Origin of the sequence: Acinetobacter sp. TAC-1 (assembly GCF_029025845.1) — a bacterium.
Classification (GTDB): Bacteria; Pseudomonadota; Gammaproteobacteria; order Pseudomonadales; family Moraxellaceae; genus Acinetobacter; species Acinetobacter guillouiae.
Map to the genome: position 1 here is coordinate 103,981 of NZ_CP118892.1, position 24,687 is coordinate 128,667.

Below are 24,687 nucleotides of genomic sequence, written 5' to 3' on the forward strand. Positions count from 1 at the left end.
TTAGGTTTTATAATGTGTAGAATAGAAATGAGGTAGGGAAATAATTCAAAATAATTCAATACCGATAATTAAAAGCTTTTCTAGGTGCCATTCGCGAATGTTAATAGCAAAAAAGCCCACTATATTGTTAAAAAGTTTGAGTGCTGTGAGTTTATTGGTTCTATTGCAGAACAATGGTTATACACAAGAAACAAGCTACTTAAAAAATATCAAAGAAGGTGTGACAGGGTTGATAAAACCCAAGGATGATCAGTCATTTAGAACTGTCCAGCTTAAGGATTTGACCGATTTTAAATATCAACCCGATGCACATATAGGCAATCAGAATCAACTCCCTGTTGTAAAGCCATATACTGGACAAAAGGCTTCGCTCAATAATTTATATTTAGAACAAGCGCAAACACAAACAACCCATGTGTATTCAAACCAAGCAAAAATCTTAAGTCTTGAAGATGCGATTCAGATTGCAGTAAAAAGAAACCCCAATATTGCTCAAACAATTTCAACACTGGCAGGACAAAATGCCAATATTGATGTGGCAAAAGCGCAATATTACCCACAGTTAAAAGCGGGTATGAATACAGGTGATTTTACATCCAATGATAAAGGTCGCCAATTGTATTCAGTTGAAGCCAACCAACTGCTTTATGACTTTGGTAAAGTAAAATCCAGTGTCACCACGCAACAAAATAAATTGGCAGTTGAGCAAGCCAATGTATTAATCAGTATTGATGATATATCGACCCAAACCGCACGAGATATTTTATCCTTATTGCGCTATCGCAATATTATCAAAATAGCGCAAGATCAATTTAATGGGGTTAGTCGTTTACATGAGATTGCACGCTTAAGAGCAGACGCAGGAATTAGTAGCAATGCCGATCCTGTGCAAGCACAAAGCTATGTTGAGTATGCACGTTCCTACTTAATTACTCAGCAAAATTTTTTAAAACAACAAGAACAAAAATTACGCACATTATTGGGTTTTGATGTGAGTCAAATGGATTTTAATATTCCTGATGAGTTTGTAAAACAATCAGGTCTTTATGATGATCCTGAAATGAATACCATCCCCACGATGATCGCAGCAAAAGCAGAGATTGATGTTGCACAGAGTCAGAAAAAACAAACCCAATTGAGTGCTTATCCCACAATTTCATTGGTGGGATCAGTCAGTAAAGCATTGAATGGTCAAAATCCAAATACCGGTTTAGAAAATGATACCGATGGTTCTGTTGGCGTGCAGATGTCGAGTAATTTTTATCAAGGCGGTGCATTGGGATCTCAAGTCAAGGCTGCAAATTTTGCTGAACAGGCTGCACGGGCAAAGTTGAATGCAACTTACTTAGATATTATGGATCAAACACAAATTGCACGAGAAAGTATTGAAAACACGGATAAGCAAATTTGGGTTCTATTGGATCGGGAGCGCTCAACAGCAAAAACTCGTGAGCTGTATGAAGAACAATATAAATTAGGCAAGCGTTCGATCTTAGATTTATTAAGTTCAGAACAGTCCTATCAAAGTTCAAGAATAGAAAGGGAAGCGGCACGTTTTGATATCTATGACACGATCGCGGTGTATATCAAGGTAACCGGTAAAAGTAGAAATGCTTATCATTTAAATAACATTCAAATTCAGGGGTTTGAAGTTCAACCATGAATACAAAAACATTAAATTATCAACCCTGGTTACAAGCGATCATTACGGTTGCGCAGCATTATCGAATGCAACCTGCTGAAGAACAAATTCGTCTGCAACTGGATTGGAATAAATACACAAATATTGACGACATGTTGTCCATTATTACCCGTCAAGTGGGTTTGAATGTTCGCAAAGCAGACTTTAGCACGGATGTACTGAATCCATGGCGATTGCCCGTTGTTGTTGAATTTAACAATGGTCAAGTTGCAGTTATCGAGAAAGTCGACAATGAGGGCAATGCAAGCTTACAGTTAAGTGGTGATCAAGGTCTTTCACAAACTTTTAATTTGCATGAACTTCAAGCCAATGCCAGTCGCGTTTATATTTTTCGACCAGAGACATCGATTCCCGATGCTCGTGTTGATGAATATATCAAACCTTATGAAAAAAGCTGGTTCTGGGACATCGTTTTAAAAGATTGGAAACGTTATACCGACATCATGGTTGCTTCAATGATTGCCAATATTCTGGCATTGGCGACCATTATTTTCTCTATGCAAGTCTATGACCGAGTTGTGCCTTCTCAGTCTATTCCAACCTTGTGGGTACTCGCGGGTGGGGTGTTGATTGCAGCTGTTTTTGAGTTTGTGTTGCGCATCGCACGGGTTTATTTGTCAGACATTATTGGTAAGCGTGCAGATCTCAAGATTTCAGACCGCGTTTTTGGTCATGCACTGCGTATCCGTAATAAAGATCGCGCCCGTTCAACAGGTTCGTTTATCTCACAGATTCGTGAACTTGAAGGTGTTCGTGAATTGGTGACTTCAACAACGATTAGTGCAATTGCAGACTTACCGTTTTTCTTCCTGTTTTTAGTGATCTTCTGGATTATCGGGGGCAACATCTTTTGGGTGATGTTACTGGTTGTTCCATTGATGATTATTCCCGGATTTTTGGTACAGAAAAAGCTGGCTCAGTTGGCCACTGAAGGGATGCGTGAGTCTGCGATTCGCAACGCGATTTTGGTCGAAGCGGTTCAAGGTATTGAGGATATTAAGTTATTACGTGCTGAAGCCAGATTTCAAAATCAATGGAATCACATGAATGAAGTGTCTGCAGATGTCAGTATGCGGCAACGTAAAATTGTGGGTTGGTTAAATGCTTGGACACAAAAAATTCAAGGACTGACTTATGCAATTGTGGTTTTAGTGGGGTGTTTTGCGGTGATGAAAGGGGATATGACCACGGGGGCTTTGGTGGCGTGTTCGATTTTATCTTCACGTATGCTTGCACCGATTTCACAAGTTACTGGGGTACTTGGTCGTTGGCAGCAAGCCAAAGTGGCTAAAAATGGTTTAGATGAGCTGATGCAAAAGCCAGTAGACCGTCCTGATCGAGCACAATTGATTCAGCGTAAAGTCCTCTCCGGTGATTATGATTTTAAAGGTGTGGTATTTAAATATACCGAAGATGATCCACGGCCAACTTTAGTCATTCCGCAGTTAAAAATCCATGCAGGTGAAAAAGTTGCAATTCTTGGACGCAATGGCGCAGGAAAATCCAGCTTATTACAGCTACTTTCAGGAATGCAATTGCCGGTACAAGGCAAGATCAGTTTGGATGGTGTCGATCAATCTTTGCTTGATCCCGATGATATTCGTCGTGATATGGCATTGCTGAATCAAAATGCGCATCTATTTTTTGGGACCATCCGTGAAAATTTAACTTTGGGTGCACCATTGGCAAGCAATGATGAAATTATCCGTGTATTACAAATCACCAATGCTTTAGAAATTGTGGAACAAAAAAAGGAAGGTCTAGATCATCTTATTCTTGAAGGGGGTGTAGGATTTTCTGGTGGTCAGAAACAAGCATTGTTACTCACACGATTATTGCTCCGAAATCCAAATATTGTGTTGTTGGATGAACCGACTGCTTCGATTGATGATGTTTCTGAAAAAGTATTGATACAGCATTTAAAAGAATGGCTAGGTCATCGGACCTTAGTGGTGGCGACGCATCGTCCTGCTGTTTTGCAACTTGTTGATCGTATTATCGTTGTGCATGAAGGTAAGATTATCAAAGATGGGCCACGTGATGCCATTCTAAATCCTGCACAGCAGGCAAATGCAGGAGGGACTTCCACATGAGTCAAGAAAAAAATGACCCAAATATCACAGTTCAAGAGGCTGAACCTGCTCAAGTCGACCATGCATCCAATATTTTACAACGGCCAACCAATCCCTCTGCGTTAAAGTTCTCAGAACCACCGTTACCCAAATCCACATTTATTATTTGGATTGTTGCCATCGGTCTGCTGGCTTTCTTGATTTGGGCTTGTTTATTCAAATTGGAAGAAGTTTCTACAGGGACAGGTAAAGTTGTTCCGTCATCCAAAGAACAGACGATTCAATCTTTAGATGGTGGTGTGTTGACCAGCTTGGATGTTAAAGAGGGCGATATTATCCAAAAAGGACAGACCCTTGCACAAATTGACCCTACTCGATTTGAGTCCCAAGTCGGTGAAAGTCAAATGAAATTACTTGCGACATTGGCTACAGCAGCACGTCTAGAGGCTGAGGTGAATGGTACCGCAATCAAGTTTCCAAAAGAGGTTTTGGCCGTGCCTGCTTTGGTGAGAGAGGAAAGTGCACTATATACTTCGCGTCGCGCAAATTTGGATGAATCAATTACTGGTTTAAAACACGCATTGTCTTTGGTTCAAAATGAATTACAAATGACACAACCTTTGGTGGCGAAAGGTGCTGCTTCTGAGGTTGAAGTGTTGCGTTTAAAACGAGATATCAATAATTTTGAAAATCAAATTAACGACAAGCGGAATGACTACTATGTAAAGTCACGTGAAGAATTGGCAAAAGCCAATGCCGATATCCAATCATTACAGCAAGTTGTTGCTGGTCGTAATGATTCGGTGAAACGCTCTACTTTTAAAGCACCTGTACGTGGTGTGGTAAAAGAAATTGCGGTGACAACCATTGGTGGGGTTATTCCACAAAATGGTAAATTGATGACGATTGTACCGATTGATGAGCAGTTATTGATTGAAGCGCGTATTTCGCCGCGAGATATTGCGTTTATTCATCCGGGTCAACCTGCATTGGTAAAAATCACAGCATATGATTATTCAATTTATGGTGGCTTAGAAGGGAAAGTGACGGTGATTTCTCCTGATACCATCCGCGATGAAGTTAAACAAGACCAGTTCTACTATCGAGTCTATATTCGGACCGATAAAGATAAGCTGACCAATAAGGCAGGGAAATCTTTCTCAATAACACCAGGTATGGTGGCAACAGTAGATATTCGTACCGGTCAAAAAACAATTATTGAATACTTGTTGAAACCGTTTAATAAAGCCAAAGAGGCGTTAAGAGAACGATAATTGCATCACATGGTGATTATTTTAAAAACCAATCTTCGGATTGGTTTTTTTGTGCTTTTACAGTTTTGTGATCAACACGCTGATTGAGTGAATACAGCATAAAGTGTGTAAGTATATTTTGATGATTTATAAACCAATAATGCAAAAAAAGCCCCAATCTTTCGATCAGGGCTTTTTAAATTTGGAGCGGGAAAGGAGACTCGAACTCCCGACCCCAACCTTGGCAAGGTTATGCTCTACCAACTGAGCTATTCCCGCGGAGTCTGTCCAATTTTTTAAATAAAAAACTGAATAAAAAAATTTTGGAGCGGGAAAGGAGACTCGAACTCCCGACCCCAACCTTGGCAAGGTTATGCTCTACCAACTGAGCTATTCCCGCGGAGTCTGTCCAATTTTTTAAATAAAAAACTGAATAAAAAAATTTGAGCGGGAAAGGAGACTCGAACTCCCGACCCCAACCTTGGCAAGGTTATGCTCTACCAACTGAGCTATTCCCGCATGCGGTGTATAATACATCAACAGATGGTAGGGTCAAGATTTTTCTGCAAAGGAAAATACTAATTGCATAAAATAAAGACATTTTTATGAAAAAAACTTCAAAATTTAATTTAAAAAATCAAATCGAACAGCAAAAGCTTTGCTGAACACACAGCGATGCTCAAAGAATCCGCTATACTATGTCATTCACCCATTGATCGATCTCTAAGGAATCAGCATGAGTTTAGAACAACAATTGATTGAAAGTTTAAATCAACTTGAGCCATCACATTTAGAAGTGATCAATGAGTCTGCTGGTCATGGCGGGTATTTTCCTGGAAAAGAGTCGCATTTTAAAGTGATCATTGTCAGTGAACAATTTGCAGGGTTACGTTTGGTACAACGCCACCAAAAAGTGTACGCAGAAGCCAAAGCCTTACTCAGCCCTGGAAAAATTCATGCCTTAGCCATCCATGCTTATCTTCCTAGTGAGTGGCAAGGTCAAGCCCCAGCAAGCCCAGACTGCGCTCATGCACCTAAAGCATAAAGTGCAGAGTAATTAAAATGGATACACATTTACTGATCAAAATCATTCATATGACCAGCGTTGGGTTATTAATCCTGGTTTTTGTTTTACGCGCTTCAACATTATTTATTGGAACACACAACCAGCAGCCGAATCCTAAAGGGCGGGTGGCTTTTGTTGCCTTGCAACATCTTTCCCTCACGGTGGTTATATTCACAGGGCTAACCTTATTAATTATGAACGAGTTTAAAGTGCAGCCGTGGTTCTATGCGAAAATTATTTTGTTTATGGTTTTTCTTTCCTCACAAATAAAAGCCTATAAAAAGGATGATACCGTTCTTTTAACACAACGCAGAGCAGGTTTAGTGATTGGTGGAATTGCTTTGTTTGCAACTTTAGTTTTGGTCGTGCTTAAACCAGTTTTTAGTTGATTGTTAGACATGAATTTCACACTTGTATAGCGTCTAGGTTAAACTAGATACAAGTTTAAAAATAATGATAGCTTAGGGAACTTGTATGCTAACTCGTGTGGTATTTAACCAAAAAGGCGGTGTAGGAAAATCAAGTATTACGGTGAATCTTGCTGCGATTAGTGCGTATCAAGGTTTTAAAACATTGGTGATTGATTTAGATCCTCAAGCAAATTCTAGCCAATATCTTTTGGGTGATGACGCCACCTATTCTGCTGAAAAAACGGCATTAGAGCCGAATATTGAAAACTTTTTTAATGACGTACTTGGGAATCATCAACAAAAAGGATTGATTGGCAATGCCATTGGTAGCCTTTTAAAAACAAAGAATAAAGGTTTTGAGCAATATATTCATCGTTCACCTTTTAAAGATTTGGATGTATTACCCGCCAGCCCGAGCTTAGGCGAGTTAGAACATGCGTTAGAATCAAAACATAAAATTTATAAGTTACGTGATGCGATTCAGACCTTAACCAGTCAATATGAGCGTATTTATATTGATACACCGCCAGCATTTAACTTTTTTACCTTATCGGCACTGATCTCAGCGGATCGTGTTCTAATTCCGTTTGATTGTGATGTATTTTCAAAACGTGCATTACAGACGCTTATTCAAAATGTCATTGAAACTCAAGATGATCATAATGATCGACTTGAAATCGAAGGGATTGTGGTCAATCAATATCAAGCTCAGGCAAAATTACCGCGTGAAGTGGTCCAACAGCTTAAAGATGAAGGTTTACCGGTTTTAGAAAATATGTTGCCACCTTCTGTATTAATGAAAGAATCGCATCATAAAAATCTGCCATTAATTCATTTGGCTACAGATCATAAATTGACTCAAGCCTATCAATCATTGTTCAATGAGATTGATAAAAAATAATTTCGAGATCGGGATGAAATCATTGAAAATGACTTCTGTTAAATTATCAGTCGTTGCCTTAACGGCGCTTGTCGTATCTGCTTGTACGACGACGGTTAAACCCACTTATGTGTCGCCTACGCAGTATCAGGCGATGAACTGTTTGCAATTGACGACAGAGTTTAATCGTATTCAGCAATACATTAATAATGGCGTACAACCTGCGAAACGTACAGGCGTGGGTGTTGGATTAGGTGTTGGTGGTGGTTGGGGCAGCGGTGGCTGGGGTTGGGGGATTGGTCCAAGTATTTCTGTAAACTTAGGGCAATCTTCAAATACCAAAAATACTGAGCTTTCCCGACTGTATGGTGAGCAAGATGCCTTATCTCAGGCGGCTCAATTTAAAAATTGTCCTTATGTTCCTAAACGTCAGGAAGTTAAAAAATAACGGGTTTTACCCTATAAAAAAGCCGATTTTAGAAATCGGCTTTTTTTATCATCTTTAAATATGCTGTTTATTGATTATTGGGCATTTTATTTTTATTAAAAAATTTATGACGTATATAACCAATCACACCAGGTAACACACTGAGAATAATGATACCGAAAACCAAATGGGTGAAGTTATCTTTCACAATTGGCATATTCCCGAATAAATAACCCAAGGTAATAAACGAGCCAACCCAGCAAATTGCACCGACTGCATTATAGGTTAAGAAATATTTATAATTCATGCTTCCTGCACCCGCAACAAAGGGTGCAAAAGTACGGGCAAAAGGGATAAAACGGGCAAAGATAATGGTTTTTCCACCATGCTTTTCAAAAAACTGTGAGGTTTTTAGCAAGTGTTGTTTGTTGATAAATTTAGAATCAATTTCAAAAACACGCGGTCCGACATATTTCCCAATATGATAATTGAGAGTATCGCCGAGCACTGCTGCAATAAATAGCAGAGTGATTAAAACCACAGGATCCATTGCACCCGTCGAAGCAGCTAAAGCGCCGGCAGCAAAAAGTAAGCTATCCCCAGGCAGGAATGGCATTACCACGAGACCTGTTTCAACAAAAATAATCAGGAATAAAATTCCATACACCCAGATACCATAATTTCTAATAAATTCAAACAGGTGTTCGTCTACGTGCAAAATAAAGTCAATCAGATCCATAAGGCAGAAACTATGCGAATTGGTGCACAAATCCTAGCAGTGTGAGTTATGAAAGTCAGTATTAAAAAGTAATTTTTTAAAACTTATTATTGTTCTTAATTTGCAACGATGAGTTTAGTTTTTAAGTATTTAACTTGAAATGTTTAGTGATTAATATGTATACATCTTCAGAACGAAATACAAATTAGGTCACACCATGTTTAATCCAAATGTTGTTGTTAAAAATATTGTGAATCAACCCACCGCCAATGCGAGCATAGCATTGATTGCACGTATTCTTATGGCATATATCTTTCTTGTTGCAGGTTGGGGCAAAATCACGGCTTACAGTGCAACTGTCGGTTATATGGAATCAATGGGTGTACCAGGTGCCATGTTACCTTTAACCATTCTGGTTGAGTTCGGTGGTGGTCTGGCATTGTTATTTGGTTTTCAGGCACGCTTTGCAGCATTTGGTTTGGGCGTATTTAGTTTGATTACTGCATTCCTATTTCATGGTGGTGAAGCAGATGCAATTAACTTTATGAAAAACTTCGCAATGGCAGGTGGTTTGTTTTTCTTGATGTTGCATGGTGCAGGGAAATTGAGTCTTGACTATGTAATAGAAAAATAATTTAAAGATAAATAAAGCTTTGAAAAGCCAGATCTGTATCTGGCTTTTTTGTGTGTTCATTTAGCCTTATTCAAATGGATCAATTGGTTTATGCTATCTAAAAATATTCAATTCAGTTTTAACAATGAAAAAAGAAATTCTAGACAGAATAAAAGCACTGGGCGGTAATATTGATCAAGTCAAAGGTGTGTCATGGATTGATGATCTGTGCGCTATTACCTTTAATACCGTTTTATATGAACGGCCTCAGGATACACCTTGGGCGGCAGCCGATGATCAAGAACCGATTTATGGCTTGGGTGATTATATTGATCAATATCAAGCCGAACTAGATCTAAATCCAGATGGATTTTTTAATCAACTGATTCAAGAGTATTATCAGTTAACAGAAGAAGGGCGCGGACAAACCTTTTGGCAAGCTGTGCGCTTTACTCCATATCAAGCTGGTACAGCTGATTTTGATGAATGGAACCGTGATTTTTTAGAGGATGATATTGATCTCAAAGCAGTGATTCAGCTGACCCAAAATCCAAAACCTGATTTTCTACAGTTGTTTTATCGTTATAGCTTCCCTGATCGATACTATATCTGCTTGTCTGATCCAGACCCTGAAAATCCAACATTATTTGGCACAGATCATGAAGTGTTTTTTACAGAAGTGACCGACGAAGGCTCCTTAGAAGATTTTTTAAATCGTTGTATGACCCCCAGTGAACTGATGAGCATCATTAAAGCCAAAATGAACCTATAAGCTGATTATTTAAAATGATTTTTTACAAAGCTAAGGAACTTGATTGAATGGAGTGCGTATGGCTTATAAAAATGATAGAATATGGCGCTTATATTCGTTTGCCTGCATAGTTGTTGACTCATGACTACCAATACTCAAATTACTGAAGATCGTATCCTTATCTTGGATTTCGGTTCTCAATATAGCCAGCTTATTGCACGCCGTGTACGTGAAGCTGGTGTATATTCTGAAATGTATGCTTTTGATATGTCTGAAGAAGACATTCGCGCGTTTAATCCGAACGGTATCATCTTATCTGGTGGTCCTGAAAGTGTGCATGAGGAAGGTAGTCCACGTGCGCCAGAAGTTGTGTTCAACTTGGGTGTACCTGTATTGGGGATCTGCTATGGTCTGCAAACCATGTCAGAACAACTTGGCGGTAAAGTAGAGCCAGGGACTGTACATGAATTTGGTTATGCAGCAGTTGACGTTTTAGTACGTGATCAATTGCTTGGTGATTTAAATGATGGTGATGACAAACTCAATGTTTGGATGAGCCACGGTGACAAAGTTTCTGCGATTCCAGCAGGTTTTAAAGTGACTGCAAGCACACCTAGCTGCCCATTTGCTGCCGTAAGTGATGAAACGCGCCGTTTCTACGGGGTGCAATTCCACCCAGAAGTAACACATACTGCCAAAGGCGCAGAGTTACTGTCTAACTTCGTTCATAGCATTTGTGGTTGCCGTAATCTTTGGAATTCTGAAAACATTATTGATTTACGTGTTGAACAATTACGTGAACAAATTGGTGATCAAAAAGTTCTTTTAGGTCTTTCAGGTGGTGTTGACTCATCTGTAGTTGCAGCATTGTTGCATAAAGCAATCGGTGACCAACTGACTTGTGTGTTTGTAGACAATGGCTTACTTCGTTTAAACGAAGGTGAGCAAGTGATGGACATGTTTGCGAAAAACATGGGGATCCGTGTGATTCGTGCTGATGCAGAAGAACGTTTCTTATCTGCACTTGCAGGCGAAGTTGATCCTGAGAAAAAACGTAAAATCATTGGTCGTGAATTTATCGAAGTTTTTGCTGAAGAAGCACGTAAGCTTGATGGCGTAAACTTCCTTGCGCAAGGTACGATTTACCCTGACGTGATTGAGTCTGCGGCAACTAAAAATGGTAAAGCGCATGTGATTAAATCACACCATAACGTGGGTGGTTTACCTGAAGATTTAGCATTTGAATTGGTTGAACCAATTCGTGACCTATTTAAAGATGAAGTACGTCGTTTAGGTACAACTTTAGGTTTACCACATGAAATGCTTTATCGTCATCCATTCCCAGGTCCAGGTTTGGGCGTGCGTATCTTGGGTGAAGTGAAAAAAGAATATGCTGATATTCTTCGTCTTGCTGATGACATCTTTATGCAAGAGCTTCGTGCAAGTGGTTGGTATGACAAAACTGCTCAAGCATTTGCAGTATTCCAACCAGTAAAATCGGTGGGTGTTGTGGGTGATGGTCGTCGTTATGCATGGGTCATTGCACTTCGTGCCGTGGAAACGGTTGACTTTATGACAGCTCGTTTTGCCCATCTTCCATATGAGTTGGTTGATAAAATCTCAACACGTATCATGAATGAAATTAAAGATGTTTCTCGTGTGGTGTATGACGTTTCTTCTAAACCACCAGCAACAATTGAATGGGAGTAATTCAGGGATTTCAAGAAGCGAAGCTTCTTGCCTGAATTACGCCAAGGGCTATGCCCGCGGCAGCAGGGTTTCAAAATGCAACGCATTTTGCTGATTTTACGCCAAGGGCTATGCCCGCGGCAGCAGGGTTTTAAGAAGCGATAGCTTTTAGCCAAATTTACGCCAAGAGCCGTGCCCGCGGCAGTTAGGGATTTCTGTCCAAATTTCCTTTTAAAAAGAGCGCTTAGGCGCTCTTTTTCTTTTATACTTGAATTATTTAAAGCAAAAAATATTAAGAGAAATAGAATGTCTTTGCCTAATCATCAGGAATTAATGCTACCACTATTGAAACTCCTCAATACGCAAGGGCAAGCCATCCAAATTAGTCAAGTTGGTAAATTGTTGGCAGAACAATCAAATTTGACTATGGATGAATTAAATCAAATGATTCCAAGTGGGAAAAGAACAGTTTTTTATGATCGTGTGGGATGGGCCAAAACATATTTGGTTAAAGCAGGTTTAGTTAATCAGCCTGATTGGGGGATGTGTGAATTATCTGAAGAAGCGAAAAAATTAGATTTAAATGTATTAGATAAAATAGATAATAATTTTTTAATGCGCTATGAAAGTTTTCGTGAGTTCAAGGTTCCAACAAAAATAAGGCAGAATAAAGAAAAGATTATTTGTATTGAAGAAAATGATGATATTGAAACACCTGAGGAATCATTACAAAGAATTAATGAAATACTACTTACCAATTTGAAAGATGATTTATTGAATTTGATTCAGACAAAAAATCCATATTTTTTTGAAAGATTAGTTGTCGATTTACTGGTTGCTATGGGCTATGGCGGCTCACATCAAGATGCGGCACAAGCCATTGGTAAAACAAGTGACGGCGGGATTGATGGAATTATTAGTGAAGATCGTTTAGGTCTAGATAAAATTTATATTCAAGCCAAACGTTGGAAAAACACTGTTGGACGACCAGATATTCAACAATTTAAAGGTGCTTTAGCAGATCAAGTCGCTAAAAAAGGGGTGTTCATTACGACCTCAAATTTTAGTAAAGAGGCTGTTGAATCTGCAAAGAAATCGGGAATTGTTTTAATTGATGGAGATAAATTGACTTCTTTAATGATTGAATTTGGTTTAGGTGTTCAGGTTGAAAGAAGCTTTAATATTTATAAGATAGATCAAGATCGGTTTGATGAAGACAATTTTTAGAAGTGTTTAAAAGAATTTTAATATTCTGACATTTACTACAAATTTATTAAAACGTATTTAATTAATGATGCATACACATATAAAAAAGCCAATCAACGCATTGATTGGCTTTTGTTGCTCCAAAAGAGCGATTGCTAAATGGATTTAAACTTAGAAACGGTATCCAGCACGAACGCCGTAAGTGTTGTAGTTATCACCAAAACCTACACGACCTTCTAAGCTAACGTTTTGATTAAAGAATTTCTTCGCAGAAATACCCCATTCATCACGATCAGTTAAATCATTGTTGTAGTAGTCAGCACCTACACTTAAAGTCTTATCTAAATACAAGTCACCACGTACTTTGTACTCATCCAAGTCCCCGAATGCACCAAAAGCTTCAAAGTTAGCGTCATATTGACCTACTTTGGTTACATATTTAGCACGTACAGTTGGGTCTGCGCCGTCATCACCATTTTTAACATCATAACCCGTTACACCAAGTGCAAGTAATAAACCAGGAGCTGGTAAATAACCCACTTCAGCGCCGTAAGTTGTTACTTTATTGTCGATGTTAGTGTTATCAACTTCAAGTTCATCACGACCTACACGACCACTTACATAGAAGTCTGAGTTAGGTACATAGTATTCAAGACCTGCACCATATTGACTATCTTTTACACCATCATTTTTGGCATAATTTACATTGGCTTTTACATTACTTGCGCGATCTAAGAATGCAGCCTCATTAAGTGGTGAATTACGAGTTTGTACTGGTTTGAAATAATAAGTACCATCTACACCAAAGCTATGAGTTGCATCAAAATTATCTGGATCATTATATGTATATGAACCACCAACTTCGGCTTGGTAAGCATGTGCAGTGCCAGTTAAAGCGGCTACGGAAAAGATTGCAGATGCGATTGCTAATTTTTTCATGGAATTCGCCCCTATGAAGAATTGATTGATTTATACATGTTTAGTTACAATTTTGAGTCTAGGGCAAATATAAAAATCGTCAACCACGCTATAGTAACTGGAATGTAATATTAGTGAGTTTATGTAACAATATTGGATTAAGTTATTGAAAATAAATACATAAAACTTATGTGTTGTTTTATTAAAATTGTGTAGATAGTGTGGATATTGGTACGCTTTGAGTAAGAGCTGGACATAATTTGTAATAAAAAAGCATTCAGAAATTAAAATACTCTTAAGCAAATGATCAATTGTAGAATTTATAAACATAAGTTTTGACTACGATAAGATGATCTTTCTAATTGCAAAAAGCAATTCATCTCACTTTTCTTGTTACAGCATGATTGAGCTATAGGTGGATCTATAAAATGCCATATCTCAACTTTTTCCACTCTGTGGTAGAATGCGTGCGAATTAAAAGACGTCAAATGTGAGATTAAAACTCGTGGAAATTAATCCTTATCTAGTTCAGCTAAAAGACTTAAATGACCGTGGTCTAACACTACGGGGGTATCTTTGACTACGATCTAAAGAAAGAGCGTTTAGAAGAGGTTCTCCGCGAGTTAGAAGATCCAGCGATATGGAATGATCAAAGCCGCGCACAGGCGATGGCAAAAGAAAAAGGCGAGCTTGAAAACGTGATCAACGTTTTAGAAGGCTTGGCGACACAGCTTGATGATGCACAAGCCATGCTTGATCTTGCTGTTGAAGCAGATGATGAAAGCTTATTGGCAGATGTTCAGTCTGAATTGACTGCAGCAGAAGAAGAGTTAGCAAAACTTGAATTCCGTCGTATGTTTAGTAATCCAATGGACCCAAATCCATGTTATGTGGAAATTCAAGCTGGTTCAGGCGGTACTGAAGCACAAGATTGGGCTTCAATGTTGTTACGTATGTATATGCGTTGGATCGAACGTCATGGCTTTAAAGCAGAATTGATGGAAGAATCAGATGGTGATGTTGCAGGGATTAAATCTGCAACAATCCGTGTTGAAGGCGAGTATGCTTATGGTTGGTTACGTACCGAATCTGGTGTACACCGTTTAGTACGTAAGTCACCATTTGACTCAGGTAATCGCCGTCATACCTCATTCTCGGCAGTATTTGTATCACCTGAAGTGGACGATAATATTGAAATTGATATTAATCCTGCTGACGTGCGTACAGATACATATCGTGCATCTGGTGCAGGCGGTCAGCATATTAACAAAACCGACTCAGCAGTACGTTTGACTCACGCACCCACTGGGATTGTGGTGGCATGCCAGAACCAGCGTTCACAACATGCAAACCGTGATCATGCTTGGAAACAGTTACGTGCAAAATTGTACGAACTGGAAATGAGTAAACGTAATGAAGCTGCTCAAGCACTTGAAGATTCAAAGTCGGATATCGGTTGGGGCAGTCAGATTCGTTCATATGTACTGGATGACTCTCGTATTAAAGATTTGCGTACTGGTGTTGAGAACTCGAACACGGGTGCAGTATTGGATGGCGATCTAGATAAATTTATTGAAGCCAGCTTGAAACAAGGTCTTTAATTTAAATTTTTAACAAAAGCAAAGCTTTATCCGTATTTTTGCAATATATCTAAAAAAATCGATATTAAAATCGAAAAAATGCGATATATTGGGTGCAAAGATGCTGAATGGAGCTTTGCTCTGAATTGAATGTGTCTAAGATGGATATTGATTTAATTTCTAAAGCATTAGCGAATCCGACTCGCCGACAGATTTTGGAATGGCTCAAGAAGCCACAACAATATTTGTCGGAAGAGCAGTGCGGTGGCTTTGGTCGTGGTGTCTGTGCAGGGAATATCGAGAAGCTCGGTAATGTCTCTCAATCTACGATGTCAAATCATTTGTCTGTTTTGCAACAGTCAGGATTAATTCAGGCCGAGAAATATGGTCAATGGTCATATTTCTCGCGTAATGAAGCTTTAATTCAGCAATATATTGATTATCTACAAAACTCGCTTTAACACCTGATTTCAATCAGAAAGCGAGTGATGAGGCAAATATGGCTGAACTTAACTCTCCCCTTGTACTTGGCGATTTACATTTAAAAAATCGTGTCGTGATGGCGCCTTTAACCCGTAGCCGTGCTACCGCTGATCGGGTACCCACGGCGATCATGGCTGAGCACTATGCACAGCGTGCCAGTGCGGGTTTAATCATTACTGAAGCAACAGTGATTTCTGAACAAGCCAATGGTTATTTAAATACACCAGGGTTATTTACCGATGCACAAGTTGAAGGCTGGAAGTCTGTAACCCAAGCGGTTCATGAGCAAGGTGGTTTGATTGTGGCGCAGTTATGGCATGTAGGACGTGTTTCACATCCAGATCTACTCGATGGTGAAACGCCTGTATCTGCAAGTGCAATACAACAAGCTGGACAAGTCAGCTTATTACGTCCAAAACGTGACTATGTTGTGCCACGCCCTTTGGAAATCTCCGAAATTCACACCATCACTGAACAGTTTAAACAGGCTGCAATTAAAGCCAAGGCGGCTGGTTTTGATGGCGTTGAATTACATGCTGCCAATGGCTACCTGATTGATCAGTTCTTACAAAGCTCAACCAATCATCGTGAAGATGAATATGGTGGTTCTGTTGAAAACCGTGCACGTCTTTTACTTGAAGTAATGGATGCTTTAATTGAAGTATGGGGCGCAGGCCGTGTGGGCATACATTTAGCGCCTCGTGGCGATGAGCATGATATGGGGGATGCTGATCCACGTGAAACCTTTGGTTATGTCTTGGAACAACTAGGTAAACGTAAAATCGCGTTCTTCTTTACACGTGAATATTTAGCCGATGACAGTATCAGTGAATATATGAAACAACGTTCAAATGGTGTGCCATATATTGCCAATATGCGTTTAAGCCGTGAAGATGCCATCAAACTCTTGGCATCAGGTCAAGCAGATGCGGTGTCTTTCGGTAAAGCTTATATTGCCAATCCTGATTTGTATGAACGTCTAATTCAAGACGCACCTTTAAATGAATTGGTGTTTGAAAATATGATTGGTTCACAAACTGCGGAAGGCTATATTGATTATCCTGCTTTAGGATAAAACAAAGACTGTATTTTCTCTGGATGTGAATGGAATACCCATTCACATCCACAACTCAGATAAATTTAACCAGTTTTCTTTTTGTATCGTTGAATCTTACAAGGCATATCTATTGTACATGGCATGGATATCGCCATTGGTTAAGGCGTATAACACGACCTCTTAACCAAAAAACGTTTTTTCATCCTTGTGAAGCCAAGTTTTGCTAGGGTTGTTGCTGTTTGATGGATCAGATTTGCTCTAGCATGTGGTCGACTACCTTGCTGACAACAAATCGTTAAATATTATTCATTAACAACTGAATATGGCTCTGTTATATTTGCCCATTCATCTATATTGAGACATTCTGTTTGGCTACTCCTTTTTGGTATAACACAGCACTTAAAATCGTTAAGCCTTTGTATCAATGGCGTATCAAAAAACGTGCGAAAGATAGCGCAGAATACCAACAAGAATGTCTTGAGCGCTTTGGCCCCTTTCAAGATGTAAAGAATCAGCATGCCATTTGGTTTCATTGTGTTTCAGTCGGAGAAACCAATGCTGCTCAGCCTTTAATCGAACATTATTTAAAAGCAGGTCATGCTGTTTTAGTCACCAATACGACAAAAACAGGCCAAGCACGTGCCAAATCGTTATTCTTAAAAGCACCTTATCAAGTATTATTTCAAGCGGTATATTTGCCTGCCGATCAACGCTATTTAGTTGCTGATTTTTATCAGAAATACCAACCCAAATTGCTGATTTTGGTTGAAACTGAACTATGGCCAAATCTTATTGACCAAGCTCAACAGTTTAAAGTGCCTTGTATTTTAGTGAATGCACGGCTTTCGGAAAAATCTGCCAAAGGCTATGCCAAAGTTCCAAGCCTGACCCGGCCAATGCTACAGAAATTAGATCAGCTATTGGCGCAAGATATTGCAACGCAGCAACGCTTTATTGATCTGGGTATGCCACAAAATAAAACACAAGTACTTGGAAGTATTAAATTTGATATTTCTACACCTGAACAATTTATCCATAAAGCACAACAGTTGCAGCAGGACTGGAACTTAGCAAATCGAAAAATCATTACTATCGCCAGTACACATGCACCTGAAGAAGAAAAATTATTTCTCGCATTTAAAACCTATTTAGAACAATATCCAGATTGGTTGTTGATCGTTGTCCCGCGCCATCCTGAACGTTTTGATGAGGTTTTTGCTGCTGCACAAAGTTTAAATTTAACCACACAGCGCCGTAGTTTAGAGCAAGCAATCGAGTCGGATACCCAAGTCTATTTGGCAGACAGTATGGGTGAAATGTGGCTGTGGTATGCATTAAGTCAGGCATGTTTTGTTGGCGGGTCGTTAAATGAACCCGGTGGTGGGCATAATATTTTAGAAGCTATGGTTTTAGATGTACCCACCGTGATTGGACCGCATTATTTTAATTTTCAAGCCATTGTGGATGAGTTCTTACAGGCAGATGCCTTAAAAGTAGGGCAAACTGTTGATGAGGTGGTTCAGTTATTGGTGCGCTGTTTGGAAGATCAAGCTTTTGCCCAGCAATTAAGCCAGCATGCGATTGATGTTTTAAAGCGTAATCAGGGTTCTTTATACAAACATATTGCAGTGATTGATCAGTATTTATAATTTATACATTGTTGATGAATAAACACCATCAGCTAAAAGTAAAACGAACCAGAATTTTTTATGAACATCGTCCTTCTTGATCCTCGTCAAACACAAGCTGAAACTTGGACAATCAGTTCAAAAAGGCAAGTTGAACATTTGCACACGCATCTTGCTGCCAAAGTCGGAGATACGCTTAAGGTTGGCATCCGAGGTGCCAGTCGTTATTTAACTGAAATTGTTGATATTTCAGAACATACGATTTTACTTCGACCGATTCAAGAAGAGCCAGTTCCTGCAAAATTACCCGTAACTTTAATTGTGGCATTACCTCGCCCCAAAGTGTTACGCCGCTTAATTATGGATGCGGTGACACTGGGGGTAGAAAAATTAATTTTGATTCATAGTTATCGGGTCGATAAGAGTTATTGGCAAAGCCCTTTTTTACAGCAAATTGATCATTACATCACCTTGGGATTAGAACAGGCAGGAGATACCATCGCTCCTCAAATTGAACTATATAAACGCTTTAAACCTTTTGTTGAAGATGTCTTACCTAGCTTCATTACGCCACAAAATCCTGCTTATGTGGCGCATCCGTATACTGAACAGAAAATGCCATTTGCTATCGATCATTCATGTACTGTGATCATTGGACCTGAAGGGGGTTTTATACCTTATGAGGTGGATTTACTGATAAAAAACGGCTGCCAAGCAGTGAGCTTAGGCAACCGTATTTTGCGTACTGAAACCGCGATCCCTTATGTATTGGGGCGCTTATTTAGCACGAGCTGATTCGATGTCATCCGCTGATGGATCACCGCGGTAGACTTTGACTTCCTGAACAGGATAAGGAATCGAAATATTATTATCCGCAAAGGCTTCTAGCACACGTTCTTGAATTTCACTGATCGAAGCCGCTGTAACCACTTGGGTGGTATCTACCCACCAACGAACGGTTAAATTGACAGAGAAATCCGCCAAAGCAGAAACATTCACAGTAAAGCCCGGCTGGCTTAAAATACGTTGATCTTTATCAAGCAATTTAAGAATAATGTCTTTGGCTTTCTGTACATCGTCTTCATAACCAATCCCAACCACAAACTCACAACGACGGCGTTGGTAAGCGGTATTTACCGTCACGGCACTGGTATACACAGTTGCATTTGGAATCACGATACGTCGCCCGTCAGGGGAACGTAAAAAAGTTGCACGAATTTGAATGTCTTCGACAGTACCTTCCATATTGTTGACGATGATGTCATCACCAATCTTGAACGGTTCACCCAAAAGAATCAAAATTCCAGAAAGTAAATTTTGGAAAATATCTTTAAATGCAAAACCAATCGCGACCGAACCAATCCCCAAAGCACTCATCAGTTGAGCAGGAGTAAAGCCTGGAATTGCGATAACCATGGCAATTAAGAAACCAAAAAAGATAATTGCGGTACTGCCGACACGATTCAGTACCAGAACTAAATTTTGGCGCGTATAGGTACGGTTTTCGAGTGTTCTACGGACAAAGAATTTAAAAAGCTTAGACAGCAACCAGAAAATAGTGATGACGATCAGCGCAATACATAAATATGGCATACGCTCCCAAAAACCATCAACAAACTTGTCGATGGTTGAGTATGCGTCTTTATATTTTTCAGTATGTTGAATCACTGTTTGTGCAGTTTTTTCGCCTGCAGAATGGATCAATTGAGTCGTGTCTTGTGCAACGGTACTCAATGCATTTGCTTCTTCAGCCACAATCATGTCCAATAAAATAATTGGCATATTTTGCCTGAAATTTCAAAGAAGTTAAGCTTTGATTACAGTTTTTCTTATGACGGACAAATAAAAATAATATTTGTGAATCAATATTCAACTCATATTAATGCATCATTAAGGATTAATTCTTCTTAAAAATATTTAGTCCCTTTTTCAATGATTGTTGTTGGATTTTCAATTTCTCCAGTCCCCAGCATAAATGACACTACGCTTACAGAGGTCAATAAGCTGATGATAAAGCCGATTAGCATCAGCCAAGCCATTAATTTTTCAATAAAAGTCGATGGGCGTGGGTGACCAAAACGATTGGCGCGATTACAACCACGTGCAAGGAGTAAATACAGCAGCATCAAGAATTGCACAATGGGAATCAGCAATAACAGAATAAACCAACCAGATTTATTACGATCATGCAGCCTGCGAATAATCACAACCATCATTCCATATAAATAAAGACAGCTGAGTGCGAGGTAAGTGAACTGTCCTAATCCTGAAAGTGAATTTATCGCATGTTGGCTGAATTGCAGTGAATGTAAATTCACAATGCCAAAGACTAGACCGAGGGCAAGCAATGCAATGCTAAAAATGAGATGCAAAAATCCAAACCAAGCAATATAACTCAAACGATTAAAGCGGCCTTGAGTAGAATGGGGATGATCTACTGGTGATACTTGATGCTTTGAAAAAAAAGTCGACGATTCTTGTATTTGCATGACGATCGCGTCCAGTTGAATGAGTTCGGTAAGGAAATGTTTTTTTCTGAAAAAAACCATATGCACTTCTGAATACAAATTATAAGATCAAAAAAACTCCATAGATATTGAAAATTCGAATATTTTGGCAAATGACTTAAGATTTTCCGATGGTTAAAGTGACCCCCGTGTCTACGACCAAAGCACAATTGTTAACCGAAATGCGCTATCGTAATACTGAACACATGCAGCAAATAAAATCAAGAACGTAGGCATACATCTCGTGATGAGGTGACAAATCAAGGAAGCAGAATATGAATGAAATCTATCCAGTTCCAGAACAATTTGTTAAAACAGCAAGGACCAATGAACAAGAATACTTCGATCGTTATCAACAGTCAGTAGAGCATCCAGATGAGTTTTGGGCAGAAGCTGCAAAGAAATTGGACTGGATTAAGCCATTTACTCAAGTAAAAAACACCAGCTACGACAAAGATAATTTTAAAATTGAATGGTTTGCAGATGGGCAGCTGAATGTCAGTGCCAACTGTTTAGATCGTCATTTAAAAGAGCACCCACTGAAACCTGCAATTATTTGGGAGGGGGATCATCCATCTCGCCATAAAATCATTTCTTTTGAGGAACTGCATGATGAAGTGTGTCGTTTTGCCAATGTCTTAAAGAAAAATGGAATCGGGAAAGGTGATCGAGTCATTTTGTATATGCCGATGATCCCTGAAGCGGCGATTGCCATGCTGGCCTGTACCCGAATAGGGGCGGTGCATTGTGTGGTATTTGGTGGGTTCTCACCAGACTCATTGGCAAGTCGGATAGACGACAGTCAAGCCAAATTGGTGATTACCGCTGACCAAGGTATGCGTGGTGGCAAAACGATTCCGTTAAAAGAAAATGTAGATGCCGCATTGGCGCTGGATGGAACCACTTCGGTTGAAAAAATGATTGTGGTACATCGTACAGGCTATGCAATAACAATGCAGGAGGGGCGTGACCTGTGGTATCACATGGAAATTATGACGGTCACAGATATCTGTCCGCCAGAACCAGTGAATGCCGAAGATCCTTTATTTATTTTGTATACGTCTGGGTCAACAGGAAAGCCTAAAGGGGTGTTACATACCACAGGTGGTTATTTAACCTATGTCAATTCAACTTTCCGTGAAGTTTTTGATATTAAACAAGATGATGTGTTCTGGTGTACTGCAGATGTGGGCTGGATTACGGGGCATTCTTATGTACTTTATGGACCATTATCCAATGGTACAACCACGGTCATGTCTGAAGGCATCCCGCAATATCCAACATGGGCACGTACAGGGCATATTGTAGATAAGCATAACATTACCATTCTCTATACTGCACCAACAGCGATCCGCGCCATGATGCGTGAAGGTGATGCTTTTGTGCGTGAAAGTGACCGTAGCAGTTTGCGTCTATTGGGAACCGTGGGTGAGCCGATTAATCCAGAAGCATGGAATTGGTACTATACCGTTGTGGGTGAAAGCCGTTGTCCAATTGTGGATACATGGTGGCAAACTGAAACAGGCGGTATTTTAATTTCTCCACTGCCGGGTGCAACCCCACTTAAACCGGGTTCGGCTACTCGTCCATTGTTTGGCGTACAACCGGCATTGGTTGATGCTGAGGGTCAAGAACTTGAAGGTGAAGCAGAAGGCAATTTGATTATTAAGAATTCTTGGCCGGGGCAAATGCGGACCATTTGGGGCGATCCTGAGCGATTTATTGAAGCGTATTTCTCAACCTATCCAGGCAGTTATTTTACTGGTGATGGTGCGCGTCGCGATAAAGATGGTTATTACTGGATTACAGGCCGTGTAGATGATGTTCTGAATGTTTCGGGTCACCGTTTGGGCACTGCTGAAATTGAAAGTGCCTTGGTTGCGCATGCAAAAGTCGCTGAATCAGCTGTTGTTGGTATGCCACATGAAATTAAAGGGCAAGGCATAGCGGCCTATGTGACCTTACAGGCAGGTGAAGCTGAAACTGAAGAATTACGTAAAGAATTGGTCAGTTGGGTACGTAAAGTGCTGGGACCTGTGGCAACACCTGATGCAATTTATTGGGCACCTGCTTTGCCAAAAACCCGTTCTGGAAAAATCATGCGGCGCATTTTAAGAAAAATTGCTGCCAATGAGCTAGATAGTTTAGGTGATACTTCTACTTTGGCTGATCCCGGTGTGGTAGATCAGTTAATTACGGAGGTTAAGGCCAATTCTTAATGATTGAAGCCTCTTGATTTTGCTAGCCAAAAGTTGAATACCGTTAGAGAAATTCTAGCGGTATTTTTTTGTTATTGATTTTCAAACCACAGAATAAGTAATGCAGGCATTGAGATAAGGAAATCTTACTTGATTTGATAAGCTCAAGACACTGGGAATAAGAGTAAATATGATGAATGCACCTCAACAGGCGGTAAACCTTTCTGCTTTAGCAACGGCAAAGCAATTGGCAGAACAATTTGCGCAGACTGCTGCTGAGCGTGATAAAGCAGGTGGTAATCCAAAGCTGGAACGGGATTTGATTCGTCAAAGCGGCTTATTGGGACTGTCTATTCCACAACAATATGGCGGGCAAGGAGCGAACTGGAAAACAATTTTCCAGACCATTCAAAGTATTGCACAAGTCGATAGCTCCTTGGCACATGTATATGGCTTTCATCATTTATTAATCGCCACCGTACAGTTATTTGCTCAACCTCAACAATATTCGGCATGGTTTGAACACACTGCCCGCAATAACTTGTTTTGGGGCAATACGTTAAACCCTTTAGATCAGCGCACGAAGGTACAACAACTCACTGAGAATGACTTTATTTTTCATGGTGATAAAAGCTTTTGCTCAGGATCAATAGATTCAGACATACTGCTTTGTTCGGGCTTTAATGATGCTGGAAAATTACTGATAGCTGTGATCCCAACACGTCGAGAAGGGGTCAGTTTTTTAGGCGATTGGAATAATATGGGGCAGCGTCAAACGGACAGTGGAACCAGTCATTTTGAACAGGTCAAAATTCACAAAGATGAGTTATTGTTAAATCCAGGACCATTAAGTACACCTTACTCCAGTTTACGACCTTTGATCGCGCAATTGATTTTTGTGCATCTGTTTTTAGGCGTTGCTGAAGGTGCCTTTGACCTTGCAAGACAAACAATACAAAGTCAGAAAGCATGGTCAACGTCTTTGGCTGAAAATGCGGTGAATGATCCATTTACCCAGAAGCATTTTGCTGAGTTTTATGTACAGCTTGAAAGTGTACGTTTACTTGCCGATAAAGCCATTGCAGCATTGCAAACGGCTTGGAATATTGGTGAGCAATTAACAGCAGAACAACGTGGTGAAGTCTCAATTGCCATTGCGACTGCAAAAATTGCTGCAACCAATAGCTCACTGTTTATAACACAGAATATTTTTCAAGTAATGGGTGCTAGAGCGACAACAGCCAAATTGAATTTAGATCGTTTTTGGCGAAATGTCCGTACTCAGACTTTGCATGATCCGATTGATTATAAGTATCAGGAAGTAGGGGAATGGGTATTGACTGGGAAAGTGCCTGATCCAAGTTTTTACGCTTGAACCTAAGCCGACCGATGACATTTTATAGACGTTCATTCCTAGCGCTTTAGCGTTGGTATTGCCATATCTTAGATTGAAAAAATCTGTGTTGGATAAGGGGTAGCTGTTATACCCCTACCAACACCGACAATTATGTTGCCATGCAATAGATACA

General features: G+C 39.7%; 22 protein-coding genes and 3 tRNA genes. 18 read left to right on the top strand and 7 right to left on the bottom strand.

Features of this window, described 5'->3' with window-relative positions; all coding sequences use genetic code 11:
- Positions 1-97: 97 nt before the first annotated feature.
- From PYV58_RS00460 to PYV58_RS00470, 3 genes are read left to right on the top strand one after another with little or no spacing between them, the layout of a single operon-like run.
- Positions 98-1,663 (top strand): TolC family protein, encoded by a 1,566-nt coding sequence (locus tag PYV58_RS00460; protein WP_034614829.1) that lies wholly within the window; start codon positions 98-100, stop codon positions 1,661-1,663.
- Entirely contained in the window at positions 1,660-3,795 is a 2,136-nt protein-coding gene (locus PYV58_RS00465) for a type I secretion system permease/ATPase (RefSeq protein WP_034614832.1), read from the top strand. The genes PYV58_RS00460 and PYV58_RS00465 overlap by 4 nt, the downstream gene beginning before the upstream one ends.
- The gene (locus PYV58_RS00470; protein WP_096735387.1) at positions 3,792-5,048 is read left to right on the top strand and encodes an HlyD family type I secretion periplasmic adaptor subunit; all 1,257 of its coding nucleotides are present in this window, start codon (positions 3,792-3,794) and stop codon (positions 5,046-5,048) included. The genes PYV58_RS00465 and PYV58_RS00470 overlap by 4 nt, the downstream gene beginning before the upstream one ends.
- A 182-nt stretch (positions 5,049-5,230) precedes the next feature.
- Here the strand turns inward: PYV58_RS00470 and PYV58_RS00475 are convergent.
- The 3 genes from PYV58_RS00475 to PYV58_RS00485 all read right to left on the bottom strand — a co-directional run bounded on the left by PYV58_RS00475 (position 5,231) and on the right by PYV58_RS00485 (position 5,546).
- A tRNA-Gly gene (locus PYV58_RS00475) sits at positions 5,231-5,306 on the bottom strand.
- A 45-nt stretch (positions 5,307-5,351) separates the two neighbouring features.
- Positions 5,352-5,427: transfer RNA gene (locus tag PYV58_RS00480), tRNA-Gly, on the bottom strand.
- A 46-nt stretch (positions 5,428-5,473) separates the two neighbouring features.
- A tRNA-Gly gene (locus PYV58_RS00485) sits at positions 5,474-5,546 on the bottom strand.
- Positions 5,547-5,763: 217 nt separating this feature from the next.
- Between PYV58_RS00485 and PYV58_RS00490 the strand changes: the two genes are divergently transcribed.
- The 4 genes from PYV58_RS00490 to PYV58_RS00505 all read left to right on the top strand — a co-directional run bounded on the left by PYV58_RS00490 (position 5,764) and on the right by PYV58_RS00505 (position 7,831).
- Positions 5,764-6,072, top strand: coding sequence for a BolA family protein (locus PYV58_RS00490; protein WP_034614975.1), 309 nt, complete (start codon positions 5,764-5,766; stop codon positions 6,070-6,072).
- Between the two features lie 17 nt (positions 6,073-6,089).
- Positions 6,090-6,482 carry a SirB2 family protein gene (locus PYV58_RS00495; RefSeq protein WP_004823649.1) on the top strand — a complete coding sequence of 131 codons (393 nt, stop codon included), beginning with the start codon at positions 6,090-6,092 and terminating at the stop codon, positions 6,480-6,482.
- A gap of 85 nt (positions 6,483-6,567) precedes the next feature.
- Positions 6,568-7,404, top strand: a complete 837-nt coding sequence (locus tag PYV58_RS00500; RefSeq protein WP_004723483.1) for a ParA family protein — start codon at positions 6,568-6,570, stop codon at positions 7,402-7,404.
- A 13-nt stretch (positions 7,405-7,417) separates the two neighbouring features.
- A complete protein-coding gene (locus PYV58_RS00505; protein ID WP_004823650.1) occupies positions 7,418-7,831 on the top strand; it encodes a hypothetical protein in 414 nt (137 codons plus the stop codon).
- Positions 7,832-7,898: 67 nt separating this feature from the next.
- Here the strand turns inward: PYV58_RS00505 and PYV58_RS00510 are convergent, their stop codons facing one another.
- Positions 7,899-8,549, bottom strand: a complete 651-nt coding sequence (locus PYV58_RS00510) for a DedA family protein (RefSeq protein WP_004823651.1) — start codon at positions 8,547-8,549, stop codon at positions 7,899-7,901.
- A gap of 196 nt (positions 8,550-8,745) precedes the next feature.
- Between PYV58_RS00510 and PYV58_RS00515 the strand changes: the two genes are divergently transcribed.
- From PYV58_RS00515 to PYV58_RS00530, 4 genes are all read left to right on the top strand, one after another.
- On the top strand, positions 8,746-9,162 hold the full coding sequence (locus PYV58_RS00515; protein WP_004823652.1) for a DoxX family protein: 417 nt from the start codon (positions 8,746-8,748) through the stop codon (positions 9,160-9,162).
- 124 nt (positions 9,163-9,286) lie between these two features.
- Complete coding sequence (locus PYV58_RS00520) at positions 9,287-9,913, top strand: hypothetical protein (protein WP_034614972.1); 627 nt, start codon at positions 9,287-9,289, stop codon at positions 9,911-9,913.
- Positions 9,914-10,033: 120 nt separating this feature from the next.
- A complete protein-coding gene (guaA, locus tag PYV58_RS00525) occupies positions 10,034-11,602 on the top strand; it encodes a glutamine-hydrolyzing GMP synthase (RefSeq protein ID WP_004823655.1) in 1,569 nt (522 codons plus the stop codon).
- A gap of 285 nt (positions 11,603-11,887) precedes the next feature.
- Positions 11,888-12,808, top strand: coding sequence for a restriction endonuclease (locus PYV58_RS00530; RefSeq protein WP_034614969.1), 921 nt, complete (start codon positions 11,888-11,890; stop codon positions 12,806-12,808).
- Between the two features lie 150 nt (positions 12,809-12,958).
- Here the strand turns inward: PYV58_RS00530 and PYV58_RS00535 are convergent, their stop codons facing one another.
- Positions 12,959-13,726: a putative porin gene (locus tag PYV58_RS00535; RefSeq protein ID WP_004823657.1), complete on the bottom strand. Its 768-nt coding sequence runs from the start codon at positions 13,724-13,726 to the stop codon at positions 12,959-12,961.
- A gap of 484 nt (positions 13,727-14,210) precedes the next feature.
- Between PYV58_RS00535 and prfB the strand changes: the two genes are divergently transcribed.
- The 5 genes from prfB (at position 14,211) to PYV58_RS00560 (ending at position 19,248) form a co-directional block, all read left to right on the top strand.
- Positions 14,211-15,306 (top strand): peptide chain release factor 2 gene (gene prfB / locus PYV58_RS00540; RefSeq protein WP_096735380.1). Its coding sequence is split into 2 segments (ribosomal slippage): positions 14,211-14,282 and positions 14,284-15,306, totalling 1,095 coding nucleotides; the frame shifts between segments, so codons are not numbered across the junction.
- Between the two features lie 140 nt (positions 15,307-15,446).
- Positions 15,447-15,746, top strand: coding sequence for a helix-turn-helix transcriptional regulator (locus tag PYV58_RS00545; RefSeq protein ID WP_034614967.1), 300 nt, complete (start codon positions 15,447-15,449; stop codon positions 15,744-15,746).
- Between the two features lie 38 nt (positions 15,747-15,784).
- Positions 15,785-16,843, top strand: a complete 1,059-nt coding sequence (locus tag PYV58_RS00550) for an alkene reductase (protein WP_034614963.1) — start codon at positions 15,785-15,787, stop codon at positions 16,841-16,843.
- 350 nt (positions 16,844-17,193) lie between these two features.
- Positions 17,194-18,474, top strand: a complete 1,281-nt coding sequence (locus PYV58_RS00555) for a 3-deoxy-D-manno-octulosonic acid transferase (RefSeq protein ID WP_034614960.1) — start codon at positions 17,194-17,196, stop codon at positions 18,472-18,474.
- Positions 18,475-18,534: 60 nt separating this feature from the next.
- Positions 18,535-19,248 carry a 16S rRNA (uracil(1498)-N(3))-methyltransferase gene (locus tag PYV58_RS00560; protein ID WP_034614958.1) on the top strand — a complete coding sequence of 238 codons (714 nt, stop codon included), beginning with the start codon at positions 18,535-18,537 and terminating at the stop codon, positions 19,246-19,248.
- Here the strand turns inward: PYV58_RS00560 and PYV58_RS00565 are convergent.
- Together PYV58_RS00565 and PYV58_RS00570 are read right to left on the bottom strand one after the other, a co-directional pair.
- Positions 19,231-20,208 carry a mechanosensitive ion channel family protein gene (locus tag PYV58_RS00565; protein ID WP_034614990.1) on the bottom strand — a complete coding sequence of 326 codons (978 nt, stop codon included), beginning with the start codon at positions 20,206-20,208 and terminating at the stop codon, positions 19,231-19,233. The genes PYV58_RS00560 and PYV58_RS00565 overlap by 18 nt on opposite strands.
- 152 nt (positions 20,209-20,360) lie before the next feature.
- Complete coding sequence (locus PYV58_RS00570) at positions 20,361-20,942, bottom strand: DUF805 domain-containing protein (RefSeq protein WP_034614988.1); 582 nt, start codon at positions 20,940-20,942, stop codon at positions 20,361-20,363.
- Positions 20,943-21,235: 293 nt separating this feature from the next.
- On the opposite strand from PYV58_RS00570, the gene acs reads away from it, so the two are divergent.
- Both acs and PYV58_RS00580 read left to right on the top strand, forming a co-directional pair.
- A complete protein-coding gene (gene acs / locus PYV58_RS00575) occupies positions 21,236-23,179 on the top strand; it encodes an acetate--CoA ligase (RefSeq protein WP_034614955.1) in 1,944 nt (647 codons plus the stop codon).
- Between the two features lie 169 nt (positions 23,180-23,348).
- A complete protein-coding gene (locus PYV58_RS00580) occupies positions 23,349-24,533 on the top strand; it encodes an acyl-CoA dehydrogenase family protein (protein WP_155768686.1) in 1,185 nt (394 codons plus the stop codon).
- Positions 24,534-24,687: the final 154 nt, after the last annotated feature.

Excerpts from the sequence above, each read along its gene's own strand:
- PYV58_RS00505 (WP_004823650.1), top strand. The coding sequence starts at position 7,418 with ATGAAATCATTGAAAATGACTTCTGTTAAATTATCAGTCGTTGCCTTA.
- PYV58_RS00560 (WP_034614958.1), top strand. The coding sequence starts at position 18,535 with ATGAACATCGTCCTTCTTGATCCTCGTCAAACACAAGCTGAAACTTGG.
- PYV58_RS00580 (WP_155768686.1), top strand. The coding sequence starts at position 23,349 with ATGATGAATGCACCTCAACAGGCGGTAAACCTTTCTGCTTTAGCAACG.
- acs (WP_034614955.1), top strand. The coding sequence starts at position 21,236 with ATGAATGAAATCTATCCAGTTCCAGAACAATTTGTTAAAACAGCAAGG.
- PYV58_RS00460 (WP_034614829.1), top strand. The coding sequence starts at position 98 with ATGTTAATAGCAAAAAAGCCCACTATATTGTTAAAAAGTTTGAGTGCT.
- PYV58_RS00570 (WP_034614988.1), bottom strand. The coding sequence starts at position 20,942 with ATGCAAATACAAGAATCGTCGACTTTTTTTTCAAAGCATCAAGTATCA.
- PYV58_RS00510 (WP_004823651.1), bottom strand. The coding sequence starts at position 8,549 with ATGGATCTGATTGACTTTATTTTGCACGTAGACGAACACCTGTTTGAA.
- PYV58_RS00530 (WP_034614969.1), top strand. The coding sequence starts at position 11,888 with ATGTCTTTGCCTAATCATCAGGAATTAATGCTACCACTATTGAAACTC.
- PYV58_RS00535 (WP_004823657.1), bottom strand. The coding sequence starts at position 13,726 with ATGAAAAAATTAGCAATCGCATCTGCAATCTTTTCCGTAGCCGCTTTA.
- PYV58_RS00470 (WP_096735387.1), top strand. The coding sequence starts at position 3,792 with ATGAGTCAAGAAAAAAATGACCCAAATATCACAGTTCAAGAGGCTGAA.
- PYV58_RS00465 (WP_034614832.1), top strand. The coding sequence starts at position 1,660 with ATGAATACAAAAACATTAAATTATCAACCCTGGTTACAAGCGATCATT.
- PYV58_RS00500 (WP_004723483.1), top strand. The coding sequence starts at position 6,568 with ATGCTAACTCGTGTGGTATTTAACCAAAAAGGCGGTGTAGGAAAATCA.
- guaA (WP_004823655.1), top strand. The coding sequence starts at position 10,034 with ATGACTACCAATACTCAAATTACTGAAGATCGTATCCTTATCTTGGAT.
- PYV58_RS00490 (WP_034614975.1), top strand. The coding sequence starts at position 5,764 with ATGAGTTTAGAACAACAATTGATTGAAAGTTTAAATCAACTTGAGCCA.
- PYV58_RS00520 (WP_034614972.1), top strand. The coding sequence starts at position 9,287 with ATGAAAAAAGAAATTCTAGACAGAATAAAAGCACTGGGCGGTAATATT.
- PYV58_RS00545 (WP_034614967.1), top strand. The coding sequence starts at position 15,447 with ATGGATATTGATTTAATTTCTAAAGCATTAGCGAATCCGACTCGCCGA.
- PYV58_RS00550 (WP_034614963.1), top strand. The coding sequence starts at position 15,785 with ATGGCTGAACTTAACTCTCCCCTTGTACTTGGCGATTTACATTTAAAA.
- PYV58_RS00495 (WP_004823649.1), top strand. The coding sequence starts at position 6,090 with ATGGATACACATTTACTGATCAAAATCATTCATATGACCAGCGTTGGG.
- PYV58_RS00515 (WP_004823652.1), top strand. The coding sequence starts at position 8,746 with ATGTTTAATCCAAATGTTGTTGTTAAAAATATTGTGAATCAACCCACC.